The sequence below is a fragment of the Pauljensenia sp. UMB10120 genome (assembly GCF_030212035.1).
In the GTDB taxonomy this organism is placed as follows: Bacteria; Actinomycetota; Actinomycetes; order Actinomycetales; family Actinomycetaceae; genus Pauljensenia; species Pauljensenia radingae_A.
The window spans coordinates 80,926-106,498 of sequence record NZ_JASODH010000002.1 but is presented as its reverse complement, the minus strand read 5'-3'; the positions used below and the strand labels follow the sequence as shown (position 1 = coordinate 106,498).

22 protein-coding genes and 3 tRNA genes are annotated in these 25,573 nt (G+C 58.4%); 13 read left to right on the top strand and 12 right to left on the bottom strand.

Annotated features, from left to right (window positions below):
- Positions 1-2: 2 nt before the first annotated feature.
- On the bottom strand, positions 3-1,415 hold the full coding sequence (leuC, locus tag QP093_RS02285) for a 3-isopropylmalate dehydratase large subunit (RefSeq protein WP_285014427.1): 1,413 nt from the start codon (positions 1,413-1,415) through the stop codon (positions 3-5).
- Between the two features lie 165 nt (positions 1,416-1,580).
- On the opposite strand from leuC, the gene QP093_RS02280 reads away from it, so the two are divergent.
- The 6 genes from QP093_RS02280 (at position 1,581) to QP093_RS02255 (ending at position 5,793) form a co-directional block, all read left to right on the top strand.
- The gene (locus tag QP093_RS02280) at positions 1,581-2,315 is read left to right on the top strand and encodes an IclR family transcriptional regulator (protein WP_058236328.1); all 735 of its coding nucleotides are present in this window, start codon (positions 1,581-1,583) and stop codon (positions 2,313-2,315) included.
- Between the two features lie 6 nt (positions 2,316-2,321).
- On the top strand, positions 2,322-3,509 hold the full coding sequence (locus tag QP093_RS02275) for a glycosyltransferase family 4 protein (RefSeq protein ID WP_285014424.1): 1,188 nt from the start codon (positions 2,322-2,324) through the stop codon (positions 3,507-3,509).
- Between the two features lie 252 nt (positions 3,510-3,761).
- Entirely contained in the window at positions 3,762-4,106 is a 345-nt protein-coding gene (locus QP093_RS02270) for a glycohydrolase toxin TNT-related protein (RefSeq protein WP_058236326.1), read from the top strand.
- Between the two features lie 74 nt (positions 4,107-4,180).
- Positions 4,181-4,717: an Imm61 family immunity protein gene (locus QP093_RS02265; RefSeq protein WP_285014423.1), complete on the top strand. Its 537-nt coding sequence runs from the start codon at positions 4,181-4,183 to the stop codon at positions 4,715-4,717.
- A gap of 32 nt (positions 4,718-4,749) precedes the next feature.
- Positions 4,750-5,223, top strand: coding sequence for an Imm61 family immunity protein (locus tag QP093_RS02260; protein ID WP_285014422.1), 474 nt, complete (start codon positions 4,750-4,752; stop codon positions 5,221-5,223).
- 24 nt (positions 5,224-5,247) lie between these two features.
- The gene (locus tag QP093_RS02255) at positions 5,248-5,793 is read left to right on the top strand and encodes an Imm61 family immunity protein (protein WP_285014421.1); all 546 of its coding nucleotides are present in this window, start codon (positions 5,248-5,250) and stop codon (positions 5,791-5,793) included.
- A gap of 145 nt (positions 5,794-5,938) precedes the next feature.
- On the opposite strand, the gene QP093_RS02250 is transcribed toward QP093_RS02255, so the two are convergent.
- The 5 genes from QP093_RS02250 to QP093_RS02230 form a co-directional block, all read right to left on the bottom strand.
- The gene (locus QP093_RS02250) at positions 5,939-7,426 is read right to left on the bottom strand and encodes a DUF1846 domain-containing protein (RefSeq protein ID WP_058236321.1); all 1,488 of its coding nucleotides are present in this window, start codon (positions 7,424-7,426) and stop codon (positions 5,939-5,941) included.
- A gap of 115 nt (positions 7,427-7,541) precedes the next feature.
- A tRNA-Glu gene (locus tag QP093_RS02245) sits at positions 7,542-7,614 on the bottom strand.
- Between the two features lie 23 nt (positions 7,615-7,637).
- Positions 7,638-7,710: transfer RNA gene (locus QP093_RS02240), tRNA-Glu, on the bottom strand.
- A gap of 34 nt (positions 7,711-7,744) precedes the next feature.
- Positions 7,745-7,816, bottom strand: a tRNA-Gln gene (locus tag QP093_RS02235).
- Between the two features lie 104 nt (positions 7,817-7,920).
- Entirely contained in the window at positions 7,921-10,590 is a 2,670-nt protein-coding gene (locus tag QP093_RS02230; RefSeq protein ID WP_285014420.1) for a DEAD/DEAH box helicase, read from the bottom strand.
- A gap of 120 nt (positions 10,591-10,710) precedes the next feature.
- Between QP093_RS02230 and QP093_RS02225 the strand changes: the two genes are divergently transcribed.
- The 4 genes from QP093_RS02225 (at position 10,711) to QP093_RS02210 (ending at position 15,416) form a co-directional block, all read left to right on the top strand.
- Positions 10,711-12,159 carry an alanine/glycine:cation symporter family protein gene (locus QP093_RS02225; protein ID WP_285014418.1) on the top strand — a complete coding sequence of 483 codons (1,449 nt, stop codon included), beginning with the start codon at positions 10,711-10,713 and terminating at the stop codon, positions 12,157-12,159.
- Positions 12,160-12,207: 48 nt separating this feature from the next.
- Positions 12,208-13,002, top strand: a complete 795-nt coding sequence (locus QP093_RS02220; RefSeq protein WP_285014416.1) for a fumarylacetoacetate hydrolase family protein — start codon at positions 12,208-12,210, stop codon at positions 13,000-13,002.
- Between the two features lie 156 nt (positions 13,003-13,158).
- Positions 13,159-14,601 carry a purine-cytosine permease family protein gene (locus QP093_RS02215; RefSeq protein WP_285014712.1) on the top strand — a complete coding sequence of 481 codons (1,443 nt, stop codon included), beginning with the start codon at positions 13,159-13,161 and terminating at the stop codon, positions 14,599-14,601.
- 2 nt (positions 14,602-14,603) lie between these two features.
- Positions 14,604-15,416, top strand: coding sequence for a purine-nucleoside phosphorylase (locus tag QP093_RS02210; protein WP_285014414.1), 813 nt, complete (start codon positions 14,604-14,606; stop codon positions 15,414-15,416).
- Between the two features lie 134 nt (positions 15,417-15,550).
- Here the strand turns inward: QP093_RS02210 and QP093_RS02205 are convergent, their stop codons facing one another.
- Together QP093_RS02205 and QP093_RS02200 are read right to left on the bottom strand one after the other, a co-directional pair.
- Entirely contained in the window at positions 15,551-16,765 is a 1,215-nt protein-coding gene (locus tag QP093_RS02205) for a Gfo/Idh/MocA family protein (protein WP_285014413.1), read from the bottom strand.
- 177 nt (positions 16,766-16,942) lie between these two features.
- On the bottom strand, positions 16,943-18,154 hold the full coding sequence (locus QP093_RS02200) for a MalY/PatB family protein (RefSeq protein WP_285014411.1): 1,212 nt from the start codon (positions 18,152-18,154) through the stop codon (positions 16,943-16,945).
- A gap of 304 nt (positions 18,155-18,458) precedes the next feature.
- Here QP093_RS02200 and QP093_RS02195 point away from each other — a divergent pair, with 304 nt between their 5' ends.
- Positions 18,459-20,000, top strand: coding sequence for an MFS transporter (locus tag QP093_RS02195; RefSeq protein WP_285014409.1), 1,542 nt, complete (start codon positions 18,459-18,461; stop codon positions 19,998-20,000).
- A gap of 68 nt (positions 20,001-20,068) precedes the next feature.
- Positions 20,069-21,583, top strand: a complete 1,515-nt coding sequence (gene gltX, locus QP093_RS02190; protein ID WP_070725099.1) for a glutamate--tRNA ligase — start codon at positions 20,069-20,071, stop codon at positions 21,581-21,583.
- Between the two features lie 65 nt (positions 21,584-21,648).
- On the opposite strand, the gene ybaK is transcribed toward gltX, so the two are convergent.
- Positions 21,649-22,152, bottom strand: a complete 504-nt coding sequence (gene ybaK, locus QP093_RS02185; RefSeq protein WP_058236311.1) for a Cys-tRNA(Pro) deacylase — start codon at positions 22,150-22,152, stop codon at positions 21,649-21,651.
- 2 nt (positions 22,153-22,154) lie between these two features.
- The gene (locus QP093_RS02180) at positions 22,155-22,544 is read right to left on the bottom strand and encodes a YccF domain-containing protein (protein WP_058236310.1); all 390 of its coding nucleotides are present in this window, start codon (positions 22,542-22,544) and stop codon (positions 22,155-22,157) included.
- Between the two features lie 120 nt (positions 22,545-22,664).
- On the opposite strand from QP093_RS02180, the gene QP093_RS02175 reads away from it, so the two are divergent.
- Positions 22,665-23,369 carry a YggS family pyridoxal phosphate-dependent enzyme gene (locus tag QP093_RS02175; protein ID WP_058236309.1) on the top strand — a complete coding sequence of 235 codons (705 nt, stop codon included), beginning with the start codon at positions 22,665-22,667 and terminating at the stop codon, positions 23,367-23,369.
- Here the strand turns inward: QP093_RS02175 and QP093_RS02170 are convergent.
- Both QP093_RS02170 and lplB read right to left on the bottom strand, forming a co-directional pair.
- Positions 23,366-24,319: a pyridoxal-phosphate dependent enzyme gene (locus QP093_RS02170; RefSeq protein WP_285014405.1), complete on the bottom strand. Its 954-nt coding sequence runs from the start codon at positions 24,317-24,319 to the stop codon at positions 23,366-23,368. The two genes, QP093_RS02175 and QP093_RS02170, sit on opposite strands and share 4 nt — an antisense overlap.
- A gap of 174 nt (positions 24,320-24,493) precedes the next feature.
- Positions 24,494-25,555, bottom strand: coding sequence for a lipoate-protein ligase small subunit (gene lplB, locus QP093_RS02165; protein WP_285014403.1), 1,062 nt, complete (start codon positions 25,553-25,555; stop codon positions 24,494-24,496).
- Positions 25,556-25,573: the final 18 nt, after the last annotated feature.

Below are 25,573 nucleotides of genomic sequence, written 5' to 3'. Positions count from 1 at the left end.
GGTCAGGCCAGCGGTTCCAGATCGTCCGGGCTGGACAGTGTTCCGCGCACGGCAGTCGCCGCTGCCACCAGTGGCGAGACGAGGTGGGTGCGTCCACCTTTGCCCTGGCGTCCTTCAAAATTGCGGTTCGATGTGGAGGCGGAGCGTTCACCGACCGACAGTTGATCGGGATTCATCCCCAGGCACATCGAGCATCCGGCGTTTCGCCACTCGGCTCCAAAGTCCTTGAAGATCTTGTCCAGGCCTTCATCTTCAGCCTGCAGTCGCACGCGCGCTGATCCTGGGACGACGAGCATTCGCAGGCCGTCAGCTTTGTGGCGCCCATTGATAATCTTCGCCGCAGCCCGTAGGTCTTCAATACGTCCGTTGGTGCATGATCCCAGGAAAACAGTGTCGATGGGGATCTGCCGCATTGGTGTTCCTGCACGCAGATCCATGTATTCGAGGGCTCGTTCAGCTGCATGCCGCTTGGTTGCGTCACCCATGTTCTCCGGATCGGGCACGCTTGCTGACAGCGGGACGCCCTGACCGGGGTTCGTTCCCCATGTGACGAATGGTTCGATCTCTTCAGCTTCCAGCACCACTTCGGCGTCAAATACTGCGTCGTCATCTGAATACAGTGTGGACCAATATTCCACAGCCTCGTCCCATTGCTCGCCCTCGGGCGCGTGAGGGCGGCCCTTCAGGTAGTCAAATGCGGTCTGGTCGGGAGCAATCATTCCGGCGCGCGCACCGGCCTCAATGGACATGTTGCATATGGTCATGCGGCCTTCCATTGACAGTGCGCGAATGGCTTCGCCTCGGTATTCGAGGACGTATCCCTGCCCGCCACCTGTGCCGATCTTCGCGATGATCGCGAGGATGATGTCCTTGGCTGTCACACTCGGTGACAGCGTGCCGTTGATCGTGATCGCCATTGTCTTGAAAGGGGCCAGCGGTAGTGTCTGGGTAGCCAGGACATGCTCGACTTCAGAGGTTCCGATGCCAAATGCGAGGGCGCCGAATGCACCGTGTGTGGACGTGTGCGAATCGCCGCACACGATTGTCATACCCGGTTGAGTCAGACCCAGCTGCGGGCCGACCACGTGCACGATTCCCTGATCCGAATCTCCCAGTGAATGCAGGCGAATGCCGAATTCTTCGGCGTTGGCTCGCAGCGTGTTGATCTGAGTGCGCGAGGTAAGGTCTGCGATCGGCAGGTCAATGTTGACTGTCGGAGTGTTGTGGTCCTCTGTCGCGATGGTCAATTCAGGGTGGCGAACCTTGCGTCCGGCCAGGCGCAGCCCTTCGAATGCCTGAGGGCTGGTGACTTCGTGGCACAGCTGCAGGTCGATGTAAAGAAGGTCCGGGGCACCGTTCTCGCCTTTCGTCACAACATGGTCTGCCCACACTTTTTCAGCCAATGTGCCGCTCATGATTCCTCCTTCACGTGTGTCATCACCGTCAGTTCCCTCTGATTCAGCGAATTTTCAGCACCGCCGTCGAACTGGGTGCATAAATACGTCGACAGTGTCTATGGTTAGACACAACACGTGTCTGCAGATTTTGAATCTCAGGACTTGAGATGAGAGGATCACTATATGGACGACGCATCTTCATCAGGCGTCGGGGTTCTCGACAAGGCGACGCTGGTTCTTGACACACTCGAGGCAGGCCCTGCCACTCTTGCCCATCTCGTCGCCGCCACTGGCCTGGCGCGGCCCACTGCCCACCGCCTGGCTGTAGCTCTCGAATTTCACCGTATTGTGGCCCGCGACATGCAGGGTCGATTCGTCCTGGGGCCGCGCCTGAAAGAACTGGCCTCCCAAGCGGGCGAGGATCGTCTGCTGTCAGCCGCTATGCCCGTTTTGATTGCACTGCGCGATCACACCAAAGAATCCACGCAGCTGTATCGCCGCCAGGGCGAATCACGCGTGTGTGTGGCAGCGAGCGAACCGCCGATGGGTCTGCGCGATTCCATTCCTGTCGGCGCAACACTGTCCATGAAAGCCGGATCCGCCGCCCACGTTCTGTTGGCCTGGGAAGAGCCGGACCGCATGCACCGCGGCCTGTACAACGCTTCCTTCAGCGCGACGATGCTGGCACAGGTGCGTCGCCGCGGGTGGGCTCAGTCTGTAGGTGAGCGCGAAGCCGGCGTCGCGTCGGTGTCCGCTCCGGTGCGTGGACCATCTGGGCGCGTCCTCGCCGCGATCTCCGTGTCCGGCCCGATTGAACGCATGGGACGTCAGCCTGGTCGTCAGCACGGCCCGTCAGTGGTTGCTGCTGCCAACCGCCTGTCCGAGTACCTGCGTTCAGTTGAGGAAATGGAACTGTAGGGCGCTGTGAAAGTCGCCCTCGTCTCTGACTGCTACCCACCGCGACTGGGCGGGATCGAAACGCAGGTGGCGGGGCTGGCTCGAGCGCTCTCTGCTGCCGGGCACGACGTCACCGTCATCACTGCCACACCGCTTGGATCTGAACGCGGCGATCACACGTCAGTTGAGGACGGGGTACACGTTCGCCGCCTCACGATGCGTCTTCCGTGGGACATTCCCATTAACCCATTGGCGAGGGCGACTCTCACGCGCGCTCTTCCTACTTTCGACGTGGTACACATCCACACCGGCGTGGTTTCGCCTTTCGCGCGGATGGCAACGAATATCTGCGCGCGCCATGAGATCGCCTGCGTGGTGACGTGGCACTGCATGCTTGACGATCAGCGCCTGTGGTACGGGTGGGCGAATCCGTTGGATGACTGGCAGCGTGCCGGCATTGTTCTGAGTGCCGTCTCGAGCAGCGCAGCGCGGGCCGTTGAACGCTGCGCCCGCGGGCCTGTATCGGTGCGAATTTTGCCCAATTTCATCACCGCTGAACCCTGGGAGACCACCCGAGTGTCCCATGCAGCGCATGCCGGGCTGCTCCAGGCAGAACGGGCACGAGGGCGGGCGGCGATGCCGGTGCCGCTACCGTCCTCACGACCGTCGAGACCGCTGCGAGCGGTGACTGCTACGCGACTGGCGCCACGCAAACGCATCACGCAGCTGGTCGAATGCGTGCGGGCTGCTCGCAGTCGTGGAGCTGACATTGAGCTGAACGTGTATGGTGACGGGCCGATGCGCTCATCCCTGGAACGATGCACGGCAGGTTCCGGTTTTATTCACTGGTGCGGACGCAAAACCGCTCACGAGCTGGCCGATGCGTACCGCGATGCCGACGTGTTCGTCTCCCCTGTTGTTCACGAGGCGTTCGGCATTGCGGCGTTGGAAGCTCACGCCAGCGGCCTGCCGGTCATTTACCGCAGCGGCAACGGAATCGCTGACTTCTGTACCGACGGTGTGGACGGACTTGCTGCAGCCAGCGACGGCGAAATGGCGCGCGCTTTGTTCACTCTGGCAACCCGACCCGAACAGCTGGCTGAACTGCGGCGCGCTGCCACGTCCGAATCTACGCCGCTGACGTGGGAGCGTGGAGCACGAGTCGTCACTGATCTGTACCAGGATGTTCGCTCTAACCATCATTCCTGTCGTTGAGCGTTTCGGTGTTTGTGCGTGCAGACGATGCCTTGAAGGCACAGGCCCGCACATGTGGATCTGCTTGTGAGGTGCTCAGACATTGATCAAATTGATCCGAAGAACAGTTTGAGCAGTACAATCAGGGTTTAAGCCCTTAGTATTCGCTTCTTCCGGGGCACGGATCCTGGAGATTGGAAAAGGGATCCGAGCGTACTCCGTACACCGAAAGTGAGCGGAGGAGGAAATTGGTATCCGATGAAGGAAGACAAAATGAGCCATGTGCCAGGCGGAAAAATCCGAATGTCTCTTGACGCATTCATAGCTGAATACGGTTGCCATGTGGATCGGATCGGCAAACCACGAGGCACATGGTTGGCTGTAGCACCTGACGGTGTGCCCGTCTCATTCGAGAGCCGTTCGCTGCCGCACAGCGCACTCAAAGAGCCGCACTACTCATACAAGCTCTCCAGTCTGCCGGAAGGCTACTCGATTGAAGTCAGCACAGCGCCGCCATGGTTTGGCTATTCTGGCGGCGCGACACAGTTACAGATCCTTGACGCAGACGGCGAACTGCTGACAGTCTTGGAAGCACTCATCAAAGGGGTCTTGTCGTGATGTCGTTCAACAGCCTTAATGAACCTTTTTTCGAAGAGCTGCAGCAACTGGCGCACTGCAGTAACGCTCATTTCATGCGTAATGCGCTTCACCCATCCTCGATCAGTATCAGCCATTGCGGGGATCCGCTCTATCACCTTGTCCAGCTCAATGAAGGAAAATTCGCATACGGGCTCAGCTCGCGAAACGAACCCATTTCGTTCAGGCTTTTCTCGCCGGACCTCGGCCTCATTACACGCTGGTTCATCTACCAGGCAGGAACGGCGTACCGCTCGGAAAAGCACTATTCGCTGGCTGATCTTCCCTGGCACACGGATCAGCAACGGCCCGGGTACTCTCTGGTGGAAGTAGCTCGAAACACCTACACGCTCAAGACTCCAACCGGCCACGTTCTGCCTATCCGGATGCATGACGACCTCGTCAACAGATATTCACCCACAGTGGAGTTTTCCTACATATGCGATATCCCGGTTCGCGATCTTCTCGACTTCTTCTTGGAGCCAGAGGGTGCCTCCAACCTGGAAGCAATCGTTGCGAATGAAATTGCCCGTAAAGAAAGCACGAAGCGATGCCGTTTCAAAGCCTTGATGAACCTTTTTTCGAGGAGCTGAGGCCGCTGGCGGAAAGTTCGGACGCTCTTTTCATGCGTAATGTGTTCCATCCGAATTCAGTCAGCCTCAGTTACAACGACGAGGACCCTGTCTATCACGTGGCTCAGCTTGAGGACGGGCAGTTCGCATACGGGGAAAGCTCCCGAAGCGGGGGTATCCAGTTTACGTTCTTTTCCCCGGATCTTGACCTGGTGACGCGCTGGCTTATTTACCAAGCAGGCGAGGCGTTCCGCGTAAGAGCTGACTGTGCGTCCATGTACTTTCCGTGTTATACCTACGAGCAGCGGCCCGGATATGAACTGGTGGAGGTAGAAAAGTACACGTACACTCTTAAGACGCCAGCTGGCCAGGTCCTGCCTTTTCGTATGCATGACGATCTGGTCAACGACTATTCAGAGACTGTGCTGTTTTCTTATATCTGTGATATTCCGGTTCGGGATCTTCTTGACTCGTTTCTGGATCCTAATGGTCATCCAGCCCTCGAAGCATTCGTTGTCGAGGAATAGCGTGTGTGCGGGTGGTGTGAGGCTGTGTCGTTGAAGAGTCTTGACGAGCCGTTCTTCGAAGAGCTGAGGCCGCTGGCGGAAAGTTCGGACGCTCTTTTCATGCGCAATGTGTTCCATCCTCGTTCGATCAGTATCAGTCATGCTGGTGATCCGATTTACCACTTGGCTCAGCTTGAGGACGGGCAGTTCGCGTATGGAGGCAGCTCGCGGAATGAGAGGATTTTCTTTTCGTTCTTTTCCCCAGATCTTGACCTGGTGACGCGCTGGTTCATCTACCAGGCGGGCGAATCATTCCGCTGGGCGCAGCGCGGCTACGCGCCCTTGTACTTTCCGTGTTACACCTATGAGCAGCGGCCCGGATACGAACTGGTGGAGGTAGAAAAGTACACGTACACTCTTAAGACGCCAGCTGGCCAGGTCCTACCGATGCGCATGGATGACGATCTGGTCAACGACTATTCAGACACAGTGCTTTTCTCCTATATCTGGGACATTCCGGTCCAAGACCTTCTTGACTCTTTCCTGGACCCCGACGGCCGCCCGGCGCTCACCCGATTCATTGAAGACTAGAAGCGGGTGTCTTCGGATCCCGCCGCAGCGTGGAAGGCGATCGGGGTGACCGCTCAGCAGATTAGCTGGCCTCGTGCGGCGAGGCGGATGACTGCAGCGGTGAGGCGGCGACGGCGCTGACGCAACCGCCGCCATGTACAGCCTCTTACTTGCGGTACAAACTCTTGCGCCAGTACTCCGGCTCAGAGGTGACCTGAATGTCGAGATTGCGGAAAATTCCTTCATCCACGGATCCCAGAATCGTGGTGGTGTGAACCTGGCATCCGCGCAACTGTTTGAGATACTCCAACGCCTTCGCAGCGTTCGGATCAGTATCAGCCGACACAGACAGGGCAATCAGCACTTCATCTGTGTGCAGGCGCGGGTTGCGACTGCCCAGATGCTCAGTCTTCAGAGTCTGAATAGGCGCAATTGAGGAGGGCGCCAGCAGGTCGATCTTCTTATCAATCCCCGCCAGCACCTTCAACGCGTTCAGCAGCATCGCGGCCGAACATCCCAGCAGTTTCGACGTCTTCCCTGTGATGATTCGTCCGTCATCGAGCTGCAGCGCACTGGCCGGCAGATGCGTCTTTCTGGCCAGCTCCAGTGCGGGAACCACCACCGGGCGGTCCTGGCGCGTGATGCCCAGTTTGCTCATCACAATGGCAATGCGTTGAGATTCAACTGGATCCTTGACATCACGCTTTTCAGCGACCAGAGCCTTGAAGTAACGGCGGATCACTTCCTGTTTGGCAGCTTCGCGGCATACCTCGTCATCGCTGATGCAGTAGCCAGCCATGTTGACACCCATGTCTGTGGGCGATTCATAGGGACTCTCGCCGACGAGCTCTTCGAGCAGTTGACGCAACAACGGGAAGACTTCCACGTCACGGTTGTAGTTAACGGCCTGTTTGCCGTAGGCAGCCAGGTGATAGGGGTCAATCATGTTGACGTCATCCAGGTCAGCCGTTGCCGCTTCATAGGCTAGGTTCACCGGATGGTCCAGTGGCAGGTTCCAGATCGGGAAGGTTTCAAACTTTGCGTATCCGGCCTTGTTCCCTCGAGCAAATTCGTGGTAGATCTGCGACAGGCACGTGGCCATCTTGCCCGATCCCGGCCCCGGGGCCGTTACGACGATCAGGTCGCGGCTGGTTTCGACAAAGTCATTACGCCCGAATCCCTTGTCCGATACCACCGTGTGCACAGCAGCTGGATATCCCTCGATAACGCGGTGACGCGCCACCTTCAAGCCCAGTTTCTCCAGCTTGCGTTTAAACGTCTTGGCCGACTTGTTGTCATCTTCCATCTGCGTCATCACGATGTTGTCAACCAGGAACCCACGTTCGCGGAACACGTCGACCAACCGCAATACGTCCTGTTCGTAGGAAATGCCCAGGTCGGCGCGCACCTTGTTGCGCTGGAGGTCTTTGGCGTTCAAGACGATGAGGATTTCCAGGTCGTCCTTGAGCTGTTCCAACATGGCGATCTTGTTATCCGGTGTGAATCCGGGCAGGACACGCGAAGCGTGCAGATCATCAAAAAGCTTGCCACCCATTTCCAGGTAAAGCTTGCCGCCTATTTCTTTCCTGCGAGTGGCGATGTGGTCGGACTGTAAAGTGATGTATTTTTCGCGATCGAATCCACTACGGGCCATGAGTCCTCCAAAGGGGGTGTTTCACCGACAAGCCGCCGACAAGCGGATTGCCACCCGGCGACCCTGAAACAGGGGAAGGACGGACCCGCTGTCAGGTCCGTCCTCCAACGTTTCGTACCCCTAATCGGATTTGAACCGATGTTACCGCCGTGAGAGGGCGATGTCCTAGGCCGCTAGACGATAGGGGCTCTGTTCAGTTATGACGCACTTGTACCCCCAATCGGATTTGAACCGATGTTACCGCCGTGAGAGGGCGATGTCCTGGGCCGCTAGACGATGGGGGCCTGTGAATGGACGGCAAGAAAATGGCCGAATCCGCTGGGGTACCAGGACTCGAACCTAGACTAAGTGAACCAGAATCACTCGTGCTGCCAATTACACCATACCCCATGGCGTTGGTTGCACTCACAGTACTGAAACTATGCCTGCAACGAAAGAAAACACTACCCGACGCGGGCTCTCCTGACAAATCCTACGGACGTGGAACAGCTCACCTACCGCGGCCCTACGTCCACAATATGCAGGACAACCCGGTTCGCCTCGTCGGTCGCATCCACGTCCACGACGGCCACGATGCGCCAGTCGCCATCACCGTTGGGATCATCCAACGTCTGCTCAACCAGCCACAGGTTCGACCCCACCAGTTCGTCAGGCACGCCAACTGCCAGTAGTTCAGCCTCGCTCGGATTTTCATTCAAATTGACGAGGGCGCCTGACCGCGCATTCTGATCAATCCCGATCCAGTCGTACTCCGCCCAGTATCGTTCCAGCGCATGATCCCAGCGCTCCTCATCCCATCCGCACCAGCTGTCCAGACGCGCCAGAGCGTCCACATCGTCTCGACTCATCAACTCCACGCGTTCGAACAGTGCACGCAGCACGGCGGTGCGCATGGCATGACGGTTGGCGCTGAAGGCAACTGTTCCGTCCTCGCTGGCTCCAAACGCGACTTCCTGTCCTGACGCATCATCCTCACCCTCCTCGCGACGCTGCCCAGATGCCAGGGATTCCCATTCGTCCAGCAGAGAAGAGTCAATGGCGCGGATGAGGTGCGAGAGCCACTCCATGATCGCTGCCACTTCCTCGGTGACAACCCGGTCGGGCAACACCTGCCGCAATGAACGGTATGCATCGGTCAGATACCGCAGGATCACGCCTTCGGAACGCGCCACGTCATAGCGGGAGACAAGCTGCGTGAATGTCATCGCGTGTTCGATCATGTCGCGCACAACAGACTTGGGTGAAATGTGCTGGTCCCCGACCCACGGATTCGTCTGCACGTAGGTACGGAACGCGTCTTCAAGCAGATCAGCCAGAGGTTGCGGCCACGTCACCTCGGCCAACGCTTCCATCCGCTCGTCATATTCGAGGCCCTCTGCCTTCATCGCGGCCATCGCCTTCGAGCGCGCCATGCGCTGCTGAGCGGCCAGCAGCGGACGAGGATCTTCCAGCACTGATTCGACAACTGAGACGACATCCAGGGCGTATGTGGGTGATTGCGCGTCCAGCAGGTCCAGCGCTGCCAGCGCGAACGGCGAGAGGGGCTGGTTGAGTGCGAAGTCATCAGGCAGGTCACGCACCAGACGCACACGCGCCATCCCATCAGATTCAGCCTGCTCAGTGGAGACATGGTCGATGACGCCGGCCTGCCGCAAGGAGCGGTAAATGTCTGCGAGTGCGCGCATATGCGGATTGGAGTCGCGCGGCGGGTCGTCGTTCGTGCGAGCCAGTTCAATGAGGTGCGCAGCGGGGTCATGACGCTGCCCTGCCAGCACGTTAAGCACCATCGAGTGACTGATCGCAAAATGTGACTGGAGACGTTCGGGTTCTGCATCACGCAGACGTTCAAACGTTGACCTCGTCCATGAAATCTGACCCTTCGCGGGTGCTTTCGTGGAGCGTTTAGCCGACTTCTTGGCGGCCTTCTTCGCAGCTGCCTCATCGCGCGCCTGACGGGCCGCTTCCTGCGCGGCGCTGAGCCGAGCCTTTTCGCGCGCAGCCTCCACCTCATGTTCGGGAGCGAGAACGCGGACAAATCCAACGGTGTCGTATCCCGCGCGCCCTGCTCTGCCGGCAATCTGATGAAATTCGCGTGCCGACAGGTGGCGCATGCGCCGCCCGTCGAATTTCACCAGCGACGTGATCAGCACGGTGCGGATCGGCACGTTGATCCCCACACCCAGCGTGTCAGTGCCGCACACAATAGCCAGGAGTCCCTGTTGCGTCAGGCGCTCGACTAGTCGGCGGTAGCGCGGCAGCATCCCCGCATGATGCACACCGATCCCCTGTGCGAGCAGTCCGCGCAACTGCTGCCCGAATCCGCGTGCAAAGGAGACAGTCCTGAGGATGCGGCTGATCTGCTTCTTTTGATCGTCGCTGATCAGGGAGGCCCGATCAAACGCGGCAGCAGTTGAGACGGCGTCATTTTGCGAAAAGTGCACAATGTAGACCGGCCAGCGTCCCTCTTTCAGGAGGCGCTCCACGCAGGTGCGCACGTCCTCGACCACATAGTCGAACTCGAGTGGCACGGGTCGTTGCGCATTGTCGACGAGGGCGACGTCCCGACCGGTGCGTTCTTTCCACTGTTCCTGAAAACGGGTGGTGTCACCGAGTGTGGCCGACAAGGCAATGAACTGTGGGGCGGTCAGTTCCAGCAGCGGCACCTGCCAGGCCCAGCCGCGCTCCGGGTCGGCGTAGAAGTGGAACTCATCCATGATGATCATGTCGGCATCGAGCGCATCGCCCTCGCGAAGGGACTGGTTCGCCAGAATTTCGGCGGTGCAGCACACGATCGGTGCAAGCGGGTTGAGCGAGACATCCCCCGTGACCATGCCGACGTTGTGCGCACCGAACAGCTCGACCAGGTCGAAAAACTTTTCTGAGACCAGCGCTTTGAGCGGTGCCGTGTAATAGGAGCGGCCCGAATGAGCCAGGGAAACGAAATGTGCGGCCAGGGCGATCATGGATTTACCTGAACCGGTGGGCGTGGCTGCGATGACGTGATTGCCCATCACGATCTCCAGCAGTGACTGCTCCTGATGCGGGTACAGGGGTCTGCCCGTTGATGCCGCCCACGACTGGAACGCGCGCACCAGTTCATCGGGGTCGTCCAGATGTCCGGCATCTTCCAGGTCGTCGAGCAGTTCGTTCAGCGGGGCACTCATACACGCCATTGTGTCATTACTTGCCGCAGTCTCACATGGAGGATGACGCAAACATGATATCCGCGTCCTGTGGAAAGATGAGAACCGCTTTGTTAACTAAAGTGCCCATCACGCGATGAGATGAGAGAGGAGCTCGACGTGGAAATTGCCGATATGATCAAGGTCGTTGCGGATTGGATCACCGGTCACATCACCATGTGGATCCTTATTGGTGTCGGTATCTACCTGACAGTTCGCACCCGCGCCGTGCAGGTTCGCCTCTTTGGTCACATGGTCAAGACCGTGGGGTCATCCCGTCAGGACTCCAAAGGCGGGATCTCATCATTCCAGGCTTTCACCATTTCACTGGCAGCCCGCGTCGGCGTCGGCAACGTCTTCGGCGTAGCCGCAGCACTCCTGCTGGGCGGACCAGGCGCAATCTTTTGGATGTGGATCGTGGCAGCGGTTGGCATGTCCACCGCATTCGTGGAAGCGACCCTCGCGCAGGTCTTCAAGGTGAGGGACGCTGATGGTACGTATCGCGGTGGCCCGGCCTACTACATGCATCTGGGTATGAAGAGCAAACCCCTGGCGAACATTTTCGCCATCATCACGCTGCTCACCTGCGCATTCGTTATTACATCCGTTCAGTCCAACGCGATTGCGGAGACAATGGCCGCCGCCACTCCGATGAGCAAGTGGGTCATCGCAGCATTCCTGCTGGCATTTGCAGCACCTGTCATCTACGGCGGCATCCGCTCCGTGGCTCGGGTGACCGAGTGGATGGCACCGATCATGGCTCTGATATATCTGGTGATGGTCTTCATTATCTGCATCATGAACGCAGGCGAGATCGGCAATGTGCTGTCGATGATTTTCCGTTCCGCATTCGCACCTCAACCTGTGGTGGGCGGCCTGGCCGGCGGCATCATGGCTGCAGTGATCAACGGTGTTCAACGCGGCCTGTTCTCCAACGAGGCCGGTCAGGGCACCGCGCCGAACGCGGCCGCAACCGCAACCGTTTCCCACCCTGTCAAGCAGGGCCTGATCCAGTCCCTGGGTGTCTTTGTCGACACAATCATCGTGTGTACGGCAACCGCATTCGTCATCCTCATTGCAGGACCTTCGGTGTGGAGCGCTGAAGGCGTCAACCCCTCGAACCTGACTGCTCTGGCCGTTGCCGACAAGCTCGGCGCGTGGAACACCGTGCCGATGGCACTGATGATCTTTGTCCTGGCGTTCTCCTCCATCATCGCGGCCTACGTGTACTCCGATGTCAACATGGCGTTCGTGACGAAGCGCCCCTGGGCCACGTGGATGGTGCGCACCGTGTCAGTGGCCTCCGTCGTCATCGGTGCAGTTGCCCAGCTTCCATTGGTGTGGAACGCCGTGGATATTGCAATGGCGATCATGACAGTGACGAACCTGGTCGCCCTCGTCGTTCTGGGTAAATGGGCGTTCGGAGCGCTAAGCGACTATGAGGACCAACGCAAGGCGGGCGTCAAGGACCCGGTGTTTGTCGGAGTGGATAATCCGCACCTTCCTGCGGACGTTCCCACCGACGTGTGGACCAAGTCGCGTCAGGAGTAGGACGCGTCATCCAGGAAGATTCAGGCGTGATGTACGTTACAGTACAGTATGCGCATTGCACACTACATTGATCCGAATTTCCACTCCCCCGCCTGGGGGGTCCTGAATGGTGATTGCACAACAATCACTCGCCTGGCGGGTGCGCCTTTCGAGGGGGAGCTGACTCCCCCGCTGCAAGCCACGAACTACGATGTGACGTCGGTTCGCCTGCTCGCTCCCACTGAGGTAGCCACGGCCAAGGTGGTTGCTGTCGGGAAGAACTACGCTGACCACATTCAGGAGATGGGCGGGGAGGCACCACAGGAGCCACTGCTGTTCTTTAAGCCATCGACCGCCATCATCGGGCCTGGTGAGACGATCAAGTACCCCTCGTGGTCATCAAATGTGCATTACGAGGGGGAGCTGGCTGTCATTATCGGGTCGACATGTTCACAGGTCGCACCCCAGGATGTGCCGGCACATATTTTGGGGTTCACCTGCGCCAACGATGTGACAGCACGCGATAAGCAACGCAGCGACGGGCAGTGGACGCGTGCGAAAGGCTTTGACACCTCGTGTCCTCTGGGTCCGTGGATCCTGATTCCTCAGGCAGATGATGAGTTCTCAGTCGGCAACGCTCATCTGCGCACCGTTCTGCGTGACACAGTTGTGCAGGACGTCTCAACTTCTTTCATGATCCGTCCGGTGTACGACTTGATCTCGTTCATCTCCCAATCCATCACCCTCAAGGCGGGAGATGTTGTACTGACAGGCACGCCAGCAGGGGTGGGAGAGCTACAGCGTGGTGATACGATCAGTGTCGAAATAGACGGGATTGGAACGCTGACGAATCCGATCGCCTGAGGCCGATACCTCACACGTAAGTTCCGGTCCTGACTCTTTCGCATCCCATTGGTCACGTTGAAGGAAGCAATCGTGAGTTCCACTGAGCCAATCGCACCCAACGCTGGGGCACCGCATGCAGTACAGACACAGAAGGAACAGGGCCTGTCCGTTGAGATGGCCGGCCTGGATGTCATTCCTGAGTCGGATCGTAAAGGCAAACCATCAGATCTGTTCATGCCGTGGTTCGCTGCGAACATCTCCGTCCTGGGAATCTCATGGGGCGCATGGGTGCTCGGGTTCGGCATTTCCTTTACACAGGCCGTTATCGTCTCCATCGTCGGCATCACGTTCTCATTCCTGACCTGCGGTGTCATCGCCATTGCAGGTAAGCGTGGGTCTGCCCCGACACTTGTTTTGTCACGCGCGGCATTCGGTGTGAACGGCAACCGCATTTCCGCCGCGATTTCATGGATTCTGACGGTGGGCTGGGAAATGTTCCTGTGCATCATTGCCACGCAGGCGTCCGCGACGGTGATGGGTGCCCTCGGCATGCACAATCATGTTGCCGCGCAGATCATTTCACTGGTACTCGTTGTCGCCATCGCAGGCGGTGCCGGCATCCTCGGGTTCGACACCATCATGAAGGTGCAGACCTGGATCACCTGGTTGACGGCGATCCTGACTGTCATCTACCTAGCACTGACCATTCCCACCATCGATCTCAGCGCGATTTCCGCTCTGCCGTCCGGCCCGTTCTCCGCAATGCTCGGCGCACTGTGCATGCTTCTCGCCGGTTTCGGATTCGGCTGGATCAACGCGGCCGCCGATTACTCGCGTTACCTTCCCCGTCGGGCATCTACCGGCGGCGTGGTCGGCTGGACCACCTTCGGTGCCACTCTGCCCACTGTTGTCCTCGTGATCTTCGGTCTGTTGCTCGTTGGGTCCGATGAGTCGCTGGGACAGGCAATCAACCTGGATCCGATCGGCGCGCTGACCACTATTTTGCCGACCTGGTTCCTCATTCCGTTCGCCCTTGTCGCGATCCTTGGTCTGGTCGGAGGCATCGTCATGGACATCTATTCGTCGGGCCTGTCGCTGCTGGCGACGGGTGTGCCCATCAAGCGTCCGGTTGCCACCGCTCTGGACGGCACCATCATGCTGGTTGGCACAATCGCCGTCGTGTTCTTCTCCGCGAACTTCATTGACCCATTCACCGGCTTCCTCACCACGCTCGGCGTGGTCATCGCGGGCTGGGGTGGCGTCATGATCGCTGATATTCTGCTGCGTCGCTCCGACTACAACGAACCTGATTTGTTCCGCTCCTCCGGCGTGTACGGGTCCGTGAACTGGGGCGCGATCGCCTCCCTGGCTGCTGCAACATTCGTGGGTTGGGGCCTGGTGGTCAACAACGCCGCCAGCTGGCTGTCATGGCAGGGCTACCTGCTCGGCCCGATCGGTGGCCGCGAGGGCGACTGGGCGTACTCGAATATCGGGATCCTGCTGGCCATGCTGATCGGTTTTGCCGGCTATTTGCTGACCAGTCGTTCGCGTGTGCGCAAACAGGAGGAGGCCGGTGCCCGCACTTACGCTGACGGCGCTCAGGAAAGTGAGGACTGACCATGTCTGACGAGTCGATCCGCAGCGTTCTTCTGGATCAGCAGGCCCAGGACGGGGCCCGCGCTATTGCGGAGCTGTCGGGGCGTGACCACCATGACCTGTTCGTGGTGCTCGGCTCGGGTCTGGCACATGCACTGGATGCTGTGATCGACGCGCCGGATTCTCAGTGCCGCTCGTTCGCACTTTCCGACATTCCGGGGGTTGAGGCTCCCGTGGCTGATGGACACGTCAACACGATCCACTCGGTGCGAGTCGGCGCATTGAATGTGCTTATTGCTCTGGGTCGTACGCATTTGTACGAGGGCGTCTCCCCCGCGTGTGTCACCGCATGTTCGAGGGCGGCTGCCGCAACCGGTGTTCACACTGCCCTGTTGTGCAACGCGAACGGATGTGTGCGCCAGTGGCAGCTGGGCGACGTCATGGCCATTGATGATCACCTGAATTTCTCAGGATATTCCCCGTTTAACGGGCCAATATTCGTGGATGTGACCAGCGTGTGGAATCGTGAACTGACCGATATCCTCGCTCAGCATTGTCAGCGCCGAGGTATCTACGCATGTATGCGCGGACCCGAGTATCAGACGCTTGCCGAGGGCCGCTGGCTCATGTCGACGGGTGCCGACTGCGTGGGCATGTCGACGGTGATGGAGGCGATCACTTTGCATGCGTTGGGTGTGCGCGTGTGCGGGATGAGTGTCGTATCCGACCTGTCGTTTGCTGACGCCCCCACTGACCCGAACGCAGTTGTTGAGGCAGCCGCAGCTGCCTCAACAACGATTGAATCAGGTTTCAGAGCGATCTGTTCTCACGAGTAGATCTTCTGCATGTGCTCTTCGATCTCTTCCAGTGACCGGTTGGAGGTTTCCGGCATGATCGTGAGAGCACACCACCGGCCGCTCTCTCCAGTGAGTTGCGCGTGACTTCGTCGCCGCTATCCGCGGTACGTGGATCAAAGATGCAGAACGCCGTCTTGGTCAAAGGTCGTCACAGCATCAACTGGCGCTACTTCATGCCATGTCCGGTCTGCAGCAGACTTTTCGATGGCATCATCGACTTCAGCTGCCGCCCAACCATCACCGGCAGATGGCCCGTACTGCTTATTGTCGAGCACACCTTGGATGAACTGCGCGGCCTCGACCACTTTCAGGTCATCGAAGCCCATTGATGTTCCAGCTCCCGGCTGGAAGCGGCTAAATCCGGGGTAATCGGGGCCGGTCATCGCGTCGACATATCCTTGCTGGAATCCATGATCGTTTCCGATGCAGATCTGCAGTCTGTTCAGATCTTCAAAGTTCCACCGCAATGAGCCGTCGGTGCCGTAGACCTCGATAATGTATTCGGCGCGCGGTCCCACGCTCACGCGCGAGGACTCCATCGTGACCAGGGTGCCTGATTCGAGGATGCCCAGAACTGCGACGTAGTCTTCATTGCCCACTGGACCTTTCTGGTCGGATACCTGCACCGTGGCATGTCCCATACCCTGTTCAAGGGGAATCGGACGCTCCGTGATGAACAGTCCTGTCTGCGCTGTAACAGCGGTAAAGCGGTCCTTCAAAACGTACTGCACCAGGTCGGCTCCGTGTCCGAGCAAATCGAGGATGACTCCTGCTCCGGCCTTTTCCTTCGCGTAACGCCACGTCAGCGGCCCGTCGGGACTCGAGGCATAGTCTGCAATCAGCCACACGCGGGCATTCGTGATACGACCGATTGCGCCCTCCGCAACGATCGCGCGCGCCATTTCAATGGCAGGAGCATGGCGGTAGTTGAATCCGACGGAGGTAATCAGGCCTGCAGATTGAGCCCCTCGCGCAATTTCTTTGGATTCCCGAGCGGAGATCCCCATCGGCTTTTCGATCCAGAAAGGTTTGCCTGCCTCGATCGTGGCCATCGCGATCTCGTGGTGAAGGAAGTTGGGCGCACAGATCGACACAACGTCGACCTCCGGGTCACTCAGAACATCTCGGTAGTCCTCCACAGCCTTTTCAAATCCCAAGTTGTCAACTGCGAACTGACGGTTGCTTTCCACAACATCGCAGCACACCACCAGCTTGATATCGACTTCAATTTCCGGATACTTCTCCTGAAGCGCCTTGAACGACCGTGTGTGAAGACGCCCCATCCATCCCAGTGAGATGACACCTACGCCGATTGACTTCTTGCTCATATCTGCTCCTTCGCGCGCGGCCACCACATCGCCCAACAGCCTAACTGCGACGCTGCAATCACATTTATCCTAACAATCTAGGCCTCAATGAAATTGACGGTCAGCACACGAGTGCACTTTCTCGGAAAAGTGCAGAGCATCTCATGTGCATAAGCAGGTGTTTGTTAAGACTTAACCTCACCGTGTTCGAGGCAGCACTGAAACAATCGCGTCGATTATTCGACGCGCATTCGCCTTCGAACACGCCAGGTTGACGCGGATCCAGTTCTCGTATCCGGTTCCCAAAGTCGCACCGGCATTGACACCCACCCGAGCGTTCTCACGCAGGAAAGCAGCAGGACTATGCACGCCTGACCAGTCATACGCATCCAGCCCCCACCATGTCAGGTATGTCGCTTCAGGACTGACAAAGTCGACCAGAGTGTCTGACAGTGCTTCATGCGCGAGCGTCATATTCGACGCAACCTCCTCACGCACCACGTCCTGCCACGGGTCACCGTCGCGGTAGGCAGCAATTGTTCCGATCGCCCCCAATGAGTTTGTCAGGTGACCAATCTGGCCGCAGGATTCGTCCCATTGTTCACGCAAAGCGTCATCAGTCACGATGATTTGTGCGCAGGGAAGTCCCGCAATGTTCCATCCCTTCGATGCAGCTGTCGCCGTGATCGTGCGCGCCGCCACCTCATCATTCAAGCGCGCACATGAGAAGTGACTCGTGGGATCTGTCAGGACCAGCGGACTGTGGATCTCATCGGCAAAAATCATCACATCCGTATCGCGAATCGCTTCCCACAACGCTTCCAGTTCGTAACGCCGAAAGGCACGCCCCGTCGGATTCCACGGATTGCACAAGATCAGCAGTGCACCACCCTGACGGGCTTCTCGGCCGATCGCTTCCACATCGAGTTGCCATTCACCCCCACTGCGCAGGTCTCCCTCGTCACTGAATGGAACACGAACAGCGGGGACTTCAACGATGGGATGCCCAGCGACACCGGGCATCGTCAGGAAGGGCATGTAGGCAGGGGTCGGTACAATGACTCGGCTCCCCTCGGGGATCATCGAGCGCAACACGACATCAAGGGCTGGCAAGACGGACTGGACCGTGCGCACGCATGTTGGATCAAGTGTCCAGCCGAATCGGCGTTGCTGAAAATCGACGAGGGCGTCTCGCACCGCGCCATCCAGCCATGTCGGCTGGTATCCGAGCAAGCCGTCATCGATCGCTTTCTTCATCGCCTCGACAACCGGTGGAGCGGTACCAAAATCCATCTCAGCGACCCATGCACCCAGTGTTGGCTCACCGCTGGCAGTGCGAATGCCTGTCCATTTGAGCGATCCAATGGTCCAGTTCTCTTCAGGTGAGCGGTCAGGCAGCACAGGTTTCATGGAACATACTCCTTCATTCATTCAGCACCATGCTAATGCTCTTCACGCACTTCACGCCCGTCACTCGATGCTGTCCCCGTCGTCTGCTTCTGTCCCCCGCCACCGGACTCAGTGTCGCTGCCTGTGCGGGTACTCGCTCAATTGCTTGCGCGCACCTGACATGTACAGTGAACCGTGTCATGCACAATGTCAGACTGACAACGTTTTGTTCTTCCTCATTGTCACCTTCCTGGACGCGCCTTAAAATGGATGGTCGGCCCTCGTTGATCAGCCGTTCAGATTACTGTGTGTGGAAGAAGGTTAAGTGGCGACTTCACGCTATTTCACGGTACCGGGATCAGATCGACAATATGACCGCAACAGAATGCTCATTGCCATCCTTATACCGCTGGTCATGGCATTGCTTCAGGTTTCAGCAGTCAATACGCTGCTCCCCGCTATCCAGGAGACGTTGGGAGCCACCTCGTCAGGCATTCAGTGGGTGCTGGCTGGCTACGCGCTGGTCTACGGCATCATTTTGGTGCCCGCAGGACGTATCGGTGACCTTGTCGGACGCTCCATGATGTTCGTCATCGGGCTGGCGATTTTCAGCGCTGGCTGCCTGGCCTGCGCACTGGCAACTGACACCGTCATGCTGAACGCCATGCGGATTCTTCAGGCGGTGGGAGCGGGAGTATTTTCGCCTCAGGTCAACGGAATGATCCAGCAGTACTTCGATGGACGTGCGCGCGCCAAAGCTTTCGGCCTGATGGGGTTGACCATTTCTGCATCGGTTGCAGCCGGACCGCTAATTTCCGGCGCTACGGTAGCGATCTTTGGCAATGATCCAGGGTGGCGCTACGCGTTCGCGATCAACACTCCAATCGGCCTGCTCGGACTTTTCCTTGCCTTCCGGTGGCTGGCCTTCTCAAAGGAGCGACGCACCATCGGCCCGAATCGCAAGAAAGCACGCGAAGAGTACCGCCGTCGGGAAATTGTCGCGGGGCGTCCTGCTTCGAAGCGACGCGGTCGCACCCTGGATCTCGACCCTGTCGGCATGATCACACTGTGCATAGGCGTATTCCTGATCATGATGCCGTTTACGATGCACGCGTCCTGGCGAATGTGGCTGCTGCCTGCCGCCGTGCTTGTTCTGACTGCATGGGTGTGGTGGGAACACACCTACGAGCGCCGCGGCCGCATCCCGATGGTGAACCTCAAACTGTTCAAGATCAGCTCATTCAGTTACTGCACGGCAATCTCCGCACTGCAGTTCCTGGGCTCCACCTCCATCTTCGTGCTCATCGCACTGTTCGTACAGCAGGGACTGGGGCAGACTGCTCTGTTCACCGGCCTGATCGGCCTACCCAACGCCGTGATTTCAGCCTACTTCGCGGTGTTCGCTTCACGCCACGCGATCGAGAAGGGTCGCGTGCTGCAGGTCGTCGCGCTGCTGATCGTCATCGGCTCGGTTCTGGCCACCGTCGCTGTAGCGTACGGTGTGGCCAATCTGGGGTGGCACCCGGCATGGCTGACTCTGCCCATCACGCCCGTCGGTATCGGACTGGGCATGATGGGCTCGGTCAACCAGACACAGTCCATGCTGGAAGTTCCGGCGGCTCACGGAGGTACGGCCGGTGGCATGGTCCAGACCGCCCAGCGCATCACGACTGCCATCGGTAATGCTGTTGTCACTGCCGTCTTCTTCGCCAGCGGAGCTGCTGTGGGACATACGCCCAGCGAATGGTTCCGCGGCTTCGCCTCAGCCCAGGCTCTGGTCGTTGGATTCATTTTGTTGGCTGTGATCGTCGCAGTGGTCTACATGATACGAGGGCGCCGCTCCATACCTGGCACATCGCAGGCATAAAGGACGATCCGCAACCGGTGACCTGGTATTTTCCTGGGCACCGTTTCAACGGTAGAATAGGCAGCACTATGACTGTCACGAATGCAACTGGGCGCGATATTCGCCTCCGTTTTTGTCCTTCACCAACTGGCACTCCGCACGTCGGAATGGTACGCACCTGCCTGTTCAACTGGGCGTATGCGCGTCACACCGGCGGAACGTTCGTCTTCCGCATTGAAGATACGGACGCGCAGCGTGACTCCGAAGAGTCCTACCAGCAGATCCTCGACTCCCTGGAATGGTTGGGACTGGACTGGGATGAAGGTATCGGTAAGGGCGGGCCGCACGCGCCCTATCGTCAGTCAGAGCGTATGGACATCTACCGTGACGTCGCACAGAAACTGCTGGAAGGCGGATACGCGTACGAGTCGTTTTCAACGCCCGAGGAAGTTGAGGAACGTCACCGTGCCGCTGGCCGAGATCCGAAACTCGGGTACGACGGTTTCGACCGTGATCTGAGCGAGGAGCAGAAAGAGGTGTTCCGTGCTGAAGGGCGCAAACCTGTTCTGCGTATGCGCATGCCGGATGAGGACATCACGTTCACGGATCTGGTGCGCGGCGATATCACCTTCAAGGCGGGTTCGGTTCCTGACTATGTCATCGTTCGTGCCAACGGTCATCCGTTGTACACGCTGGTCAACCCTGTCGACGATGCACTGATGGAGATCACACACGTCCTGCGCGGTGAGGATCTGCTCTCGTCAACTCCTCGCCAGATCGTGCTCTACCGTGCACTTGAGGAGCTGGGGATCGCCTCATTCACGCCGCGTTTTGGCCACCTGCCCTATGTGATGGGTGAAGGGAACAAGAAGCTGTCCAAGCGTGACCCGAAGTCGAATCTGCTGCTGCACCGCGAAAACGGCATGATTCGTGAAGGCTTGCTGAATTACCTGGCATTGCTGGGCTGGTCGATCAGCCCGGATAATGACATTTTCTCCGCTGAGGAAATGATTGAGGCGTTCGACATCGAAGATGTCAACCCGAATCCGGCGCGCTTCGATCAGAAGAAGTGCACCGCCATCAACGCCGAGCACATCCGCATGCTCGACATCGACGATTTCACCCGCCGCATCGTGCCGTTCCTTCATCGCGATGGCGTAGTCAGTGCGGACACTTTCGATGCACTCACCGATGAGGAACAACGCCGCCTGGTTCCTGCTGCCCCGCTCATCCAGACACGCATTCAGGTGCTCTCTGAAGCGTCCGGCATGCTCGGGTTCCTGTTTGTGGCTGACAAAGATCTTCAGATCGATGAAAAGTCGCAGGGCAAACTCAAAGATGATGCGGCAGATGTCCTCAGCCGTGCCATCGAGGAGTGCGAAAAGGTTACTGAGGCTGACTTTGGGACGGAAAAGCTGGAAGAAAAGCTCCGCTCGGCCCTCGTCGATGAAATGGGAATTAAGCCGCGCCTGGCGTTCACACCCATGAGAGTGGCTGTGACCGGCAAGCAGGTGTCTCCCCCGTTGTTTGAGTCGATGGAAATCCTTGGTAAGGAATCCTCGCTCAAGCGTCTGCGTCACCTGCGTGACGTACTTGCCCAGTAGGTCAGGGCTCCGGAGCTCAGGGATTGAGCATCTCAGCGGCGCGGGGCAACGGGAATCGCGCCCGCCTAGTCGAGCGCGATGAGCGGAGCGAATTCGCCTTTTGTCAGTTCTGCCAGATCAGTGGCGGCAACCAGTACGGAAAATCCGCGTTTGCCGCCGCTGACCGCGATCGCATCGTAGGCGAGCGCTGACTCGTCGATGAAGGCGCGGTGCCGGGTGGTCTGTCCCAGCGGGGAGATTCCACCGACCACATACCCGGTTCGGCGCTGCGCGACAGCAGGATCTGCCATCTTTGCCGAGCGAGCGCCCGCTGCACGCGCAATGAGTTTGAGTGACAGGTGGTGGTCTACTGGAATCGCCGCCACGACGAACTCACCGTCGGAAGTTTCCACCATGAGGGTCTTGAAGACCTGCTGTGCCGGCAGATCAAGCTGGTCGGCGGCTTCTCCTCCATATGAGGCTGCCGACGCGTGGTGCTCATAGTGCAGGGGCGTGAAGTTGACTCCTGCCTGCGTCAGCTCCTCGACAGCTCGCGTCGGGCCGGTGCCGTGATGCTTTTTCTTCGCCATCGTCAGATGATGCTCGCGTCAGGCGAATCGACGACCTCTTTGCCGAAGGGGAAGCATGTCACGGGGATGAGTTTGAGGTTGGCAATTGCCAGCGGGATCCCGATGATGGTGACGAACTGTGCGATTGCGGTGGTGATGTGTCCGATGGTGAGCCATAGTCCTGCCACGAGGAACCACACGACGTTCATGAATGTTGAGCCTGCGCCGGCGTCCGGCCGCTTGACGACCTCGCGGCCAAATGGCCAGATCACGTAGGACGCCATACGGAAACATGCCACGCCGGCTGGGATCGTGATGATAAAGATGCACGCGATGATGCCGAAGAAGATGTATTCGAGGAAGAGCCAAAAACCGGCCAACAGGAACCAGATGATATTCAAGAGTGTGCGCACTGTGATCTCCTAGAGTTAAACCCGCTCATTTTACCTTATCTGCTTCCTTTATTGTCCCACGGCGTTCTTCTCCAACAGAACCGGCTACATAGCGAGGACAAAGTGCGTAGTATCGACCAAGTGAGCATCAACGACAACATTGCCCGAGTCCGCGACAGAATCGACCGTGCCTGCGAAGCTGCAGGCCGATCCGATACTGCGACACTCGAGCTTGCTGTCAAGACCCAGGACGCACAAACCTGCCAGGCTGCGGCTCGTGCTTTGTACGAGGCAGGCCTGCCTGTCCTCCTCGGACACAATCGCGTTCAGGAAGCCCGCGCTACCGCGGAGGCGATCCGCACTGTTCCGGGCGCCAGCATTCATCTGATTGGCTCATTGCAGACCAATAAGATTAACCAGGCGCTGGCCTGCACCGACTTGATCGAAACGGTTGATTCGCAGCGTCTGGTCGATCACCTCGATAAACGTGCCAACGGGCTGCGCCCCGTGTTTATCCAGGTCAACGTGTCTGGTGAAGACTCCAAGAGCGGGTGCCGACCTGACGATGTTCCAGCATTGCTGGATGCGATCGAATTGTCCAGCGCGCTCACGCTCGAAGGATTCATGACGGTTGGACTGAATTCGGATCACGAATCTGACGTGCGTCGCTCATACTGCTTGCTGCGCGACATTCGCGACGCCGCCTCCTGGCAGCTGGGTGTACCTGAACCTGATCTGCAATTGTCGATGGGGATGTCACGCGATCTGGAGTGGGCAATTGCAGAAGGTGCCACGATCGTTCGGATCGGAACCGACGTGTTCGGCCCGCGCCCTCGTCGCGACTAGCCTGCTGCCGGATCGTGGTCTTTCACACCGGAACCACATAGCGGAATGATGCATGAAGCCGGACCTCGACCACTCGAGACATACTGACGGTATGCCGCATAGTTGGCGGCTGACGTGATTTCACAGTAAATTCCGCGGTGCGCAAGGTCGCTGTGTGCACGCACAATGTCCTGCTCATGTACGGCAAGAAATTCAATCGAGCAGGCGCGCGCATATCTCATGATTTGCTCAGCCCGTGCAGGCCTTGCAATTGCGATTCCATCGGCAAGCGTCGCTGTGGCATGGAAATCGCTGAGATCCTCACCTGCCGCCATACGGCGCAGCGGATCACAGCGCTCACTTTGCACCGCCACAATGTGCGGAAAATGATCGATGCATCCTGATGTCATCAAATGTTCAAGCGCCTTAACCACGCCGATCAGTAGCGTGCCGTTGCCAACCGGAATGAGCAGGACCTCAGGAAGCCTCCCGCCACACTGTTCAAAGATCTCGTACACATAGGTCTTCGTGCCTTCATAGAAAAAGGGGCTGAAAACATGCGACGCATAGAACGCATCATCGCGCTCCCGAACGTAGGTTCGCGCGACATCTGCGCAATGATCGCGCGAGCCTTTCACAATGTGCACCATCGCGCCAAAGGATTCAATCATCGCGATTTTCTTGTCGGATGCCGCTTCCGGCACGAAGATCTCGCACTCCATCCCCGCTCGTGCAGCGTAGGCTGCGATCGCGCATCCGGCATTTCCGCTTGAATCCTGCACCACGCGCGTGATTCCAACCGAAGCGCACCACGTGATCAGCACGGCCGCCCCTCGATCCTTGAATGACAGGGTCGGCATGGCGTATTCCAGTTTGCCGAGGACACCCTCGTCAATAAAGACGAGGCCGGTCATCCCCTCCCCCATGCTGACGCGCTGCCATGTGGAATCATCTGACCCAACTCCGATCATCGACGCACGATACCGGAATTGTGACCACTGCGAGGAATCCACGGTGTCGAGCGCGAACGGTTCCAGATCGCCGTGCAGATCCCACAGTCCGCCGCATCGACATTTTATCGAGGTCGCGGGCGTCGCCTCCGCGGTGCTGCTGCACCGCACACACTGGTAGTACATAGTGACAGTTTACGGAAGACGGTACGTCCACTCGTGGGTCGCGAACTTGGTACGGCACCGGTTCTCAGCGATCTCAATATCATGCTGCGTGATTTCGCCGTCCGTCGCGTGGTACTTGTCGCGGAAATGCCCCAGGAACGCATCGATGATGTCTTCGCGCGCCTTACCGGTCTGCGAGCGCATAGGGTCGACTCTCTTGACCGCTGAACGCGTCCCCTTATCGTGGATCTTTTCTTTGCCGATGCGGATCACTTCCAGCATCTTGGCTGCATCAATGTCATACGACATCGTCACGTGGTGCACCATGTAGCCGTTCGCGAATCGTTTCTGCGCTGCACCGCCGATCTTGCCTTCCTCGGACGCAATGTCATTGAGCGGTACGTACCGCGCTTTCACGCCGACCTTTTCGAGGGCTTCCATCACCCATTGGTCAAGGAATTCGTATGACTGGGCGAACGAGAGTCCGTCGACCAGGGCGGTGGGAACCACAAGCGAGTACGTCACACAGTTGCCGGCTTCCATAAACATTGCGCCGCCCCCGGTGATGCGGCGGCACACTGTAATGCCGTATTTGTCGATACCGTCCTGCCACAGTTCGTTGGCATAGGACTGGAATGATCCGATCACAACAGCCGGATCGTCCCATTCCCAGATGCGCATGAACGGTTTGCGGCGCCCTTCGGCGACATCCTGAGCAAGCGTTTCGTCCATCGCGACGTTGACCATTGGAGGTACCACCGGCCCGTGGATGACGTCGAAGTCAATGTCATCCCAGCTCAGTGCTTTACCCAGTGCACGCCGCAACGCGATGCCAACGCCTTCAGGAGTGATGCCCAGCAGGTTGTCGCTGGGCTGCAGGGCTTCAGAAACACGCTGAGCGGCCTGTGCCGCGCTCATGTCGGCTGGGGCGCCTTCCAGGGCATCGCGCATACGCGTCAGTGCGCTGTCTGGTTCCAGGAAGAAGTCTCCTGACAGTTGTACATCGCGCAGTATGGCGTCCGAATCCGTCTGGTCGACTTCCACGTCGAGGACGACGAGCTTACCTCCAGGAACTTTGTATTCTCCATGCATGTCTCTATTGTCGCTGTT

What these genes read in the sequence shown, in the direction of transcription:
- leuC (WP_285014427.1), bottom strand. Translation starts at nt 1,415, where the DNA reads ATGAGCGGCACATTGGCTGAAAAAGTGTGGGCAGACCATGTTGTGACG.
- QP093_RS02280 (WP_058236328.1), top strand. Translation starts at nt 1,581, where the DNA reads ATGGACGACGCATCTTCATCAGGCGTCGGGGTTCTCGACAAGGCGACG.
- QP093_RS02270 (WP_058236326.1), top strand. Translation starts at nt 3,762, where the DNA reads ATGAGCCATGTGCCAGGCGGAAAAATCCGAATGTCTCTTGACGCATTC.
- QP093_RS02265 (WP_285014423.1), top strand. Translation starts at nt 4,181, where the DNA reads ATGCGTAATGCGCTTCACCCATCCTCGATCAGTATCAGCCATTGCGGG.
- QP093_RS02260 (WP_285014422.1), top strand. Translation starts at nt 4,750, where the DNA reads ATGCGTAATGTGTTCCATCCGAATTCAGTCAGCCTCAGTTACAACGAC.
- QP093_RS02250 (WP_058236321.1), bottom strand. Translation starts at nt 7,426, where the DNA reads ATGGCCCGTAGTGGATTCGATCGCGAAAAATACATCACTTTACAGTCC.
- QP093_RS02230 (WP_285014420.1), bottom strand. Translation starts at nt 10,590, where the DNA reads ATGAGTGCCCCGCTGAACGAACTGCTCGACGACCTGGAAGATGCCGGA.
- QP093_RS02225 (WP_285014418.1), top strand. Translation starts at nt 10,711, where the DNA reads ATGAGAGAGGAGCTCGACGTGGAAATTGCCGATATGATCAAGGTCGTT.
- QP093_RS02220 (WP_285014416.1), top strand. Translation starts at nt 12,208, where the DNA reads ATGCGCATTGCACACTACATTGATCCGAATTTCCACTCCCCCGCCTGG.
- QP093_RS02215 (WP_285014712.1), top strand. Translation starts at nt 13,159, where the DNA reads ATGGCCGGCCTGGATGTCATTCCTGAGTCGGATCGTAAAGGCAAACCA.
- QP093_RS02210 (WP_285014414.1), top strand. Translation starts at nt 14,604, where the DNA reads ATGTCTGACGAGTCGATCCGCAGCGTTCTTCTGGATCAGCAGGCCCAG.
- QP093_RS02205 (WP_285014413.1), bottom strand. Translation starts at nt 16,765, where the DNA reads ATGAGCAAGAAGTCAATCGGCGTAGGTGTCATCTCACTGGGATGGATG.
- QP093_RS02200 (WP_285014411.1), bottom strand. Translation starts at nt 18,154, where the DNA reads ATGAAACCTGTGCTGCCTGACCGCTCACCTGAAGAGAACTGGACCATT.
- gltX (WP_070725099.1), top strand. Translation starts at nt 20,069, where the DNA reads ATGACTGTCACGAATGCAACTGGGCGCGATATTCGCCTCCGTTTTTGT.
- ybaK (WP_058236311.1), bottom strand. Translation starts at nt 22,152, where the DNA reads ATGGCGAAGAAAAAGCATCACGGCACCGGCCCGACGCGAGCTGTCGAG.
- QP093_RS02170 (WP_285014405.1), bottom strand. Translation starts at nt 24,319, where the DNA reads ATGATCGGAGTTGGGTCAGATGATTCCACATGGCAGCGCGTCAGCATG.
- lplB (WP_285014403.1), bottom strand. Translation starts at nt 25,555, where the DNA reads ATGCATGGAGAATACAAAGTTCCTGGAGGTAAGCTCGTCGTCCTCGAC.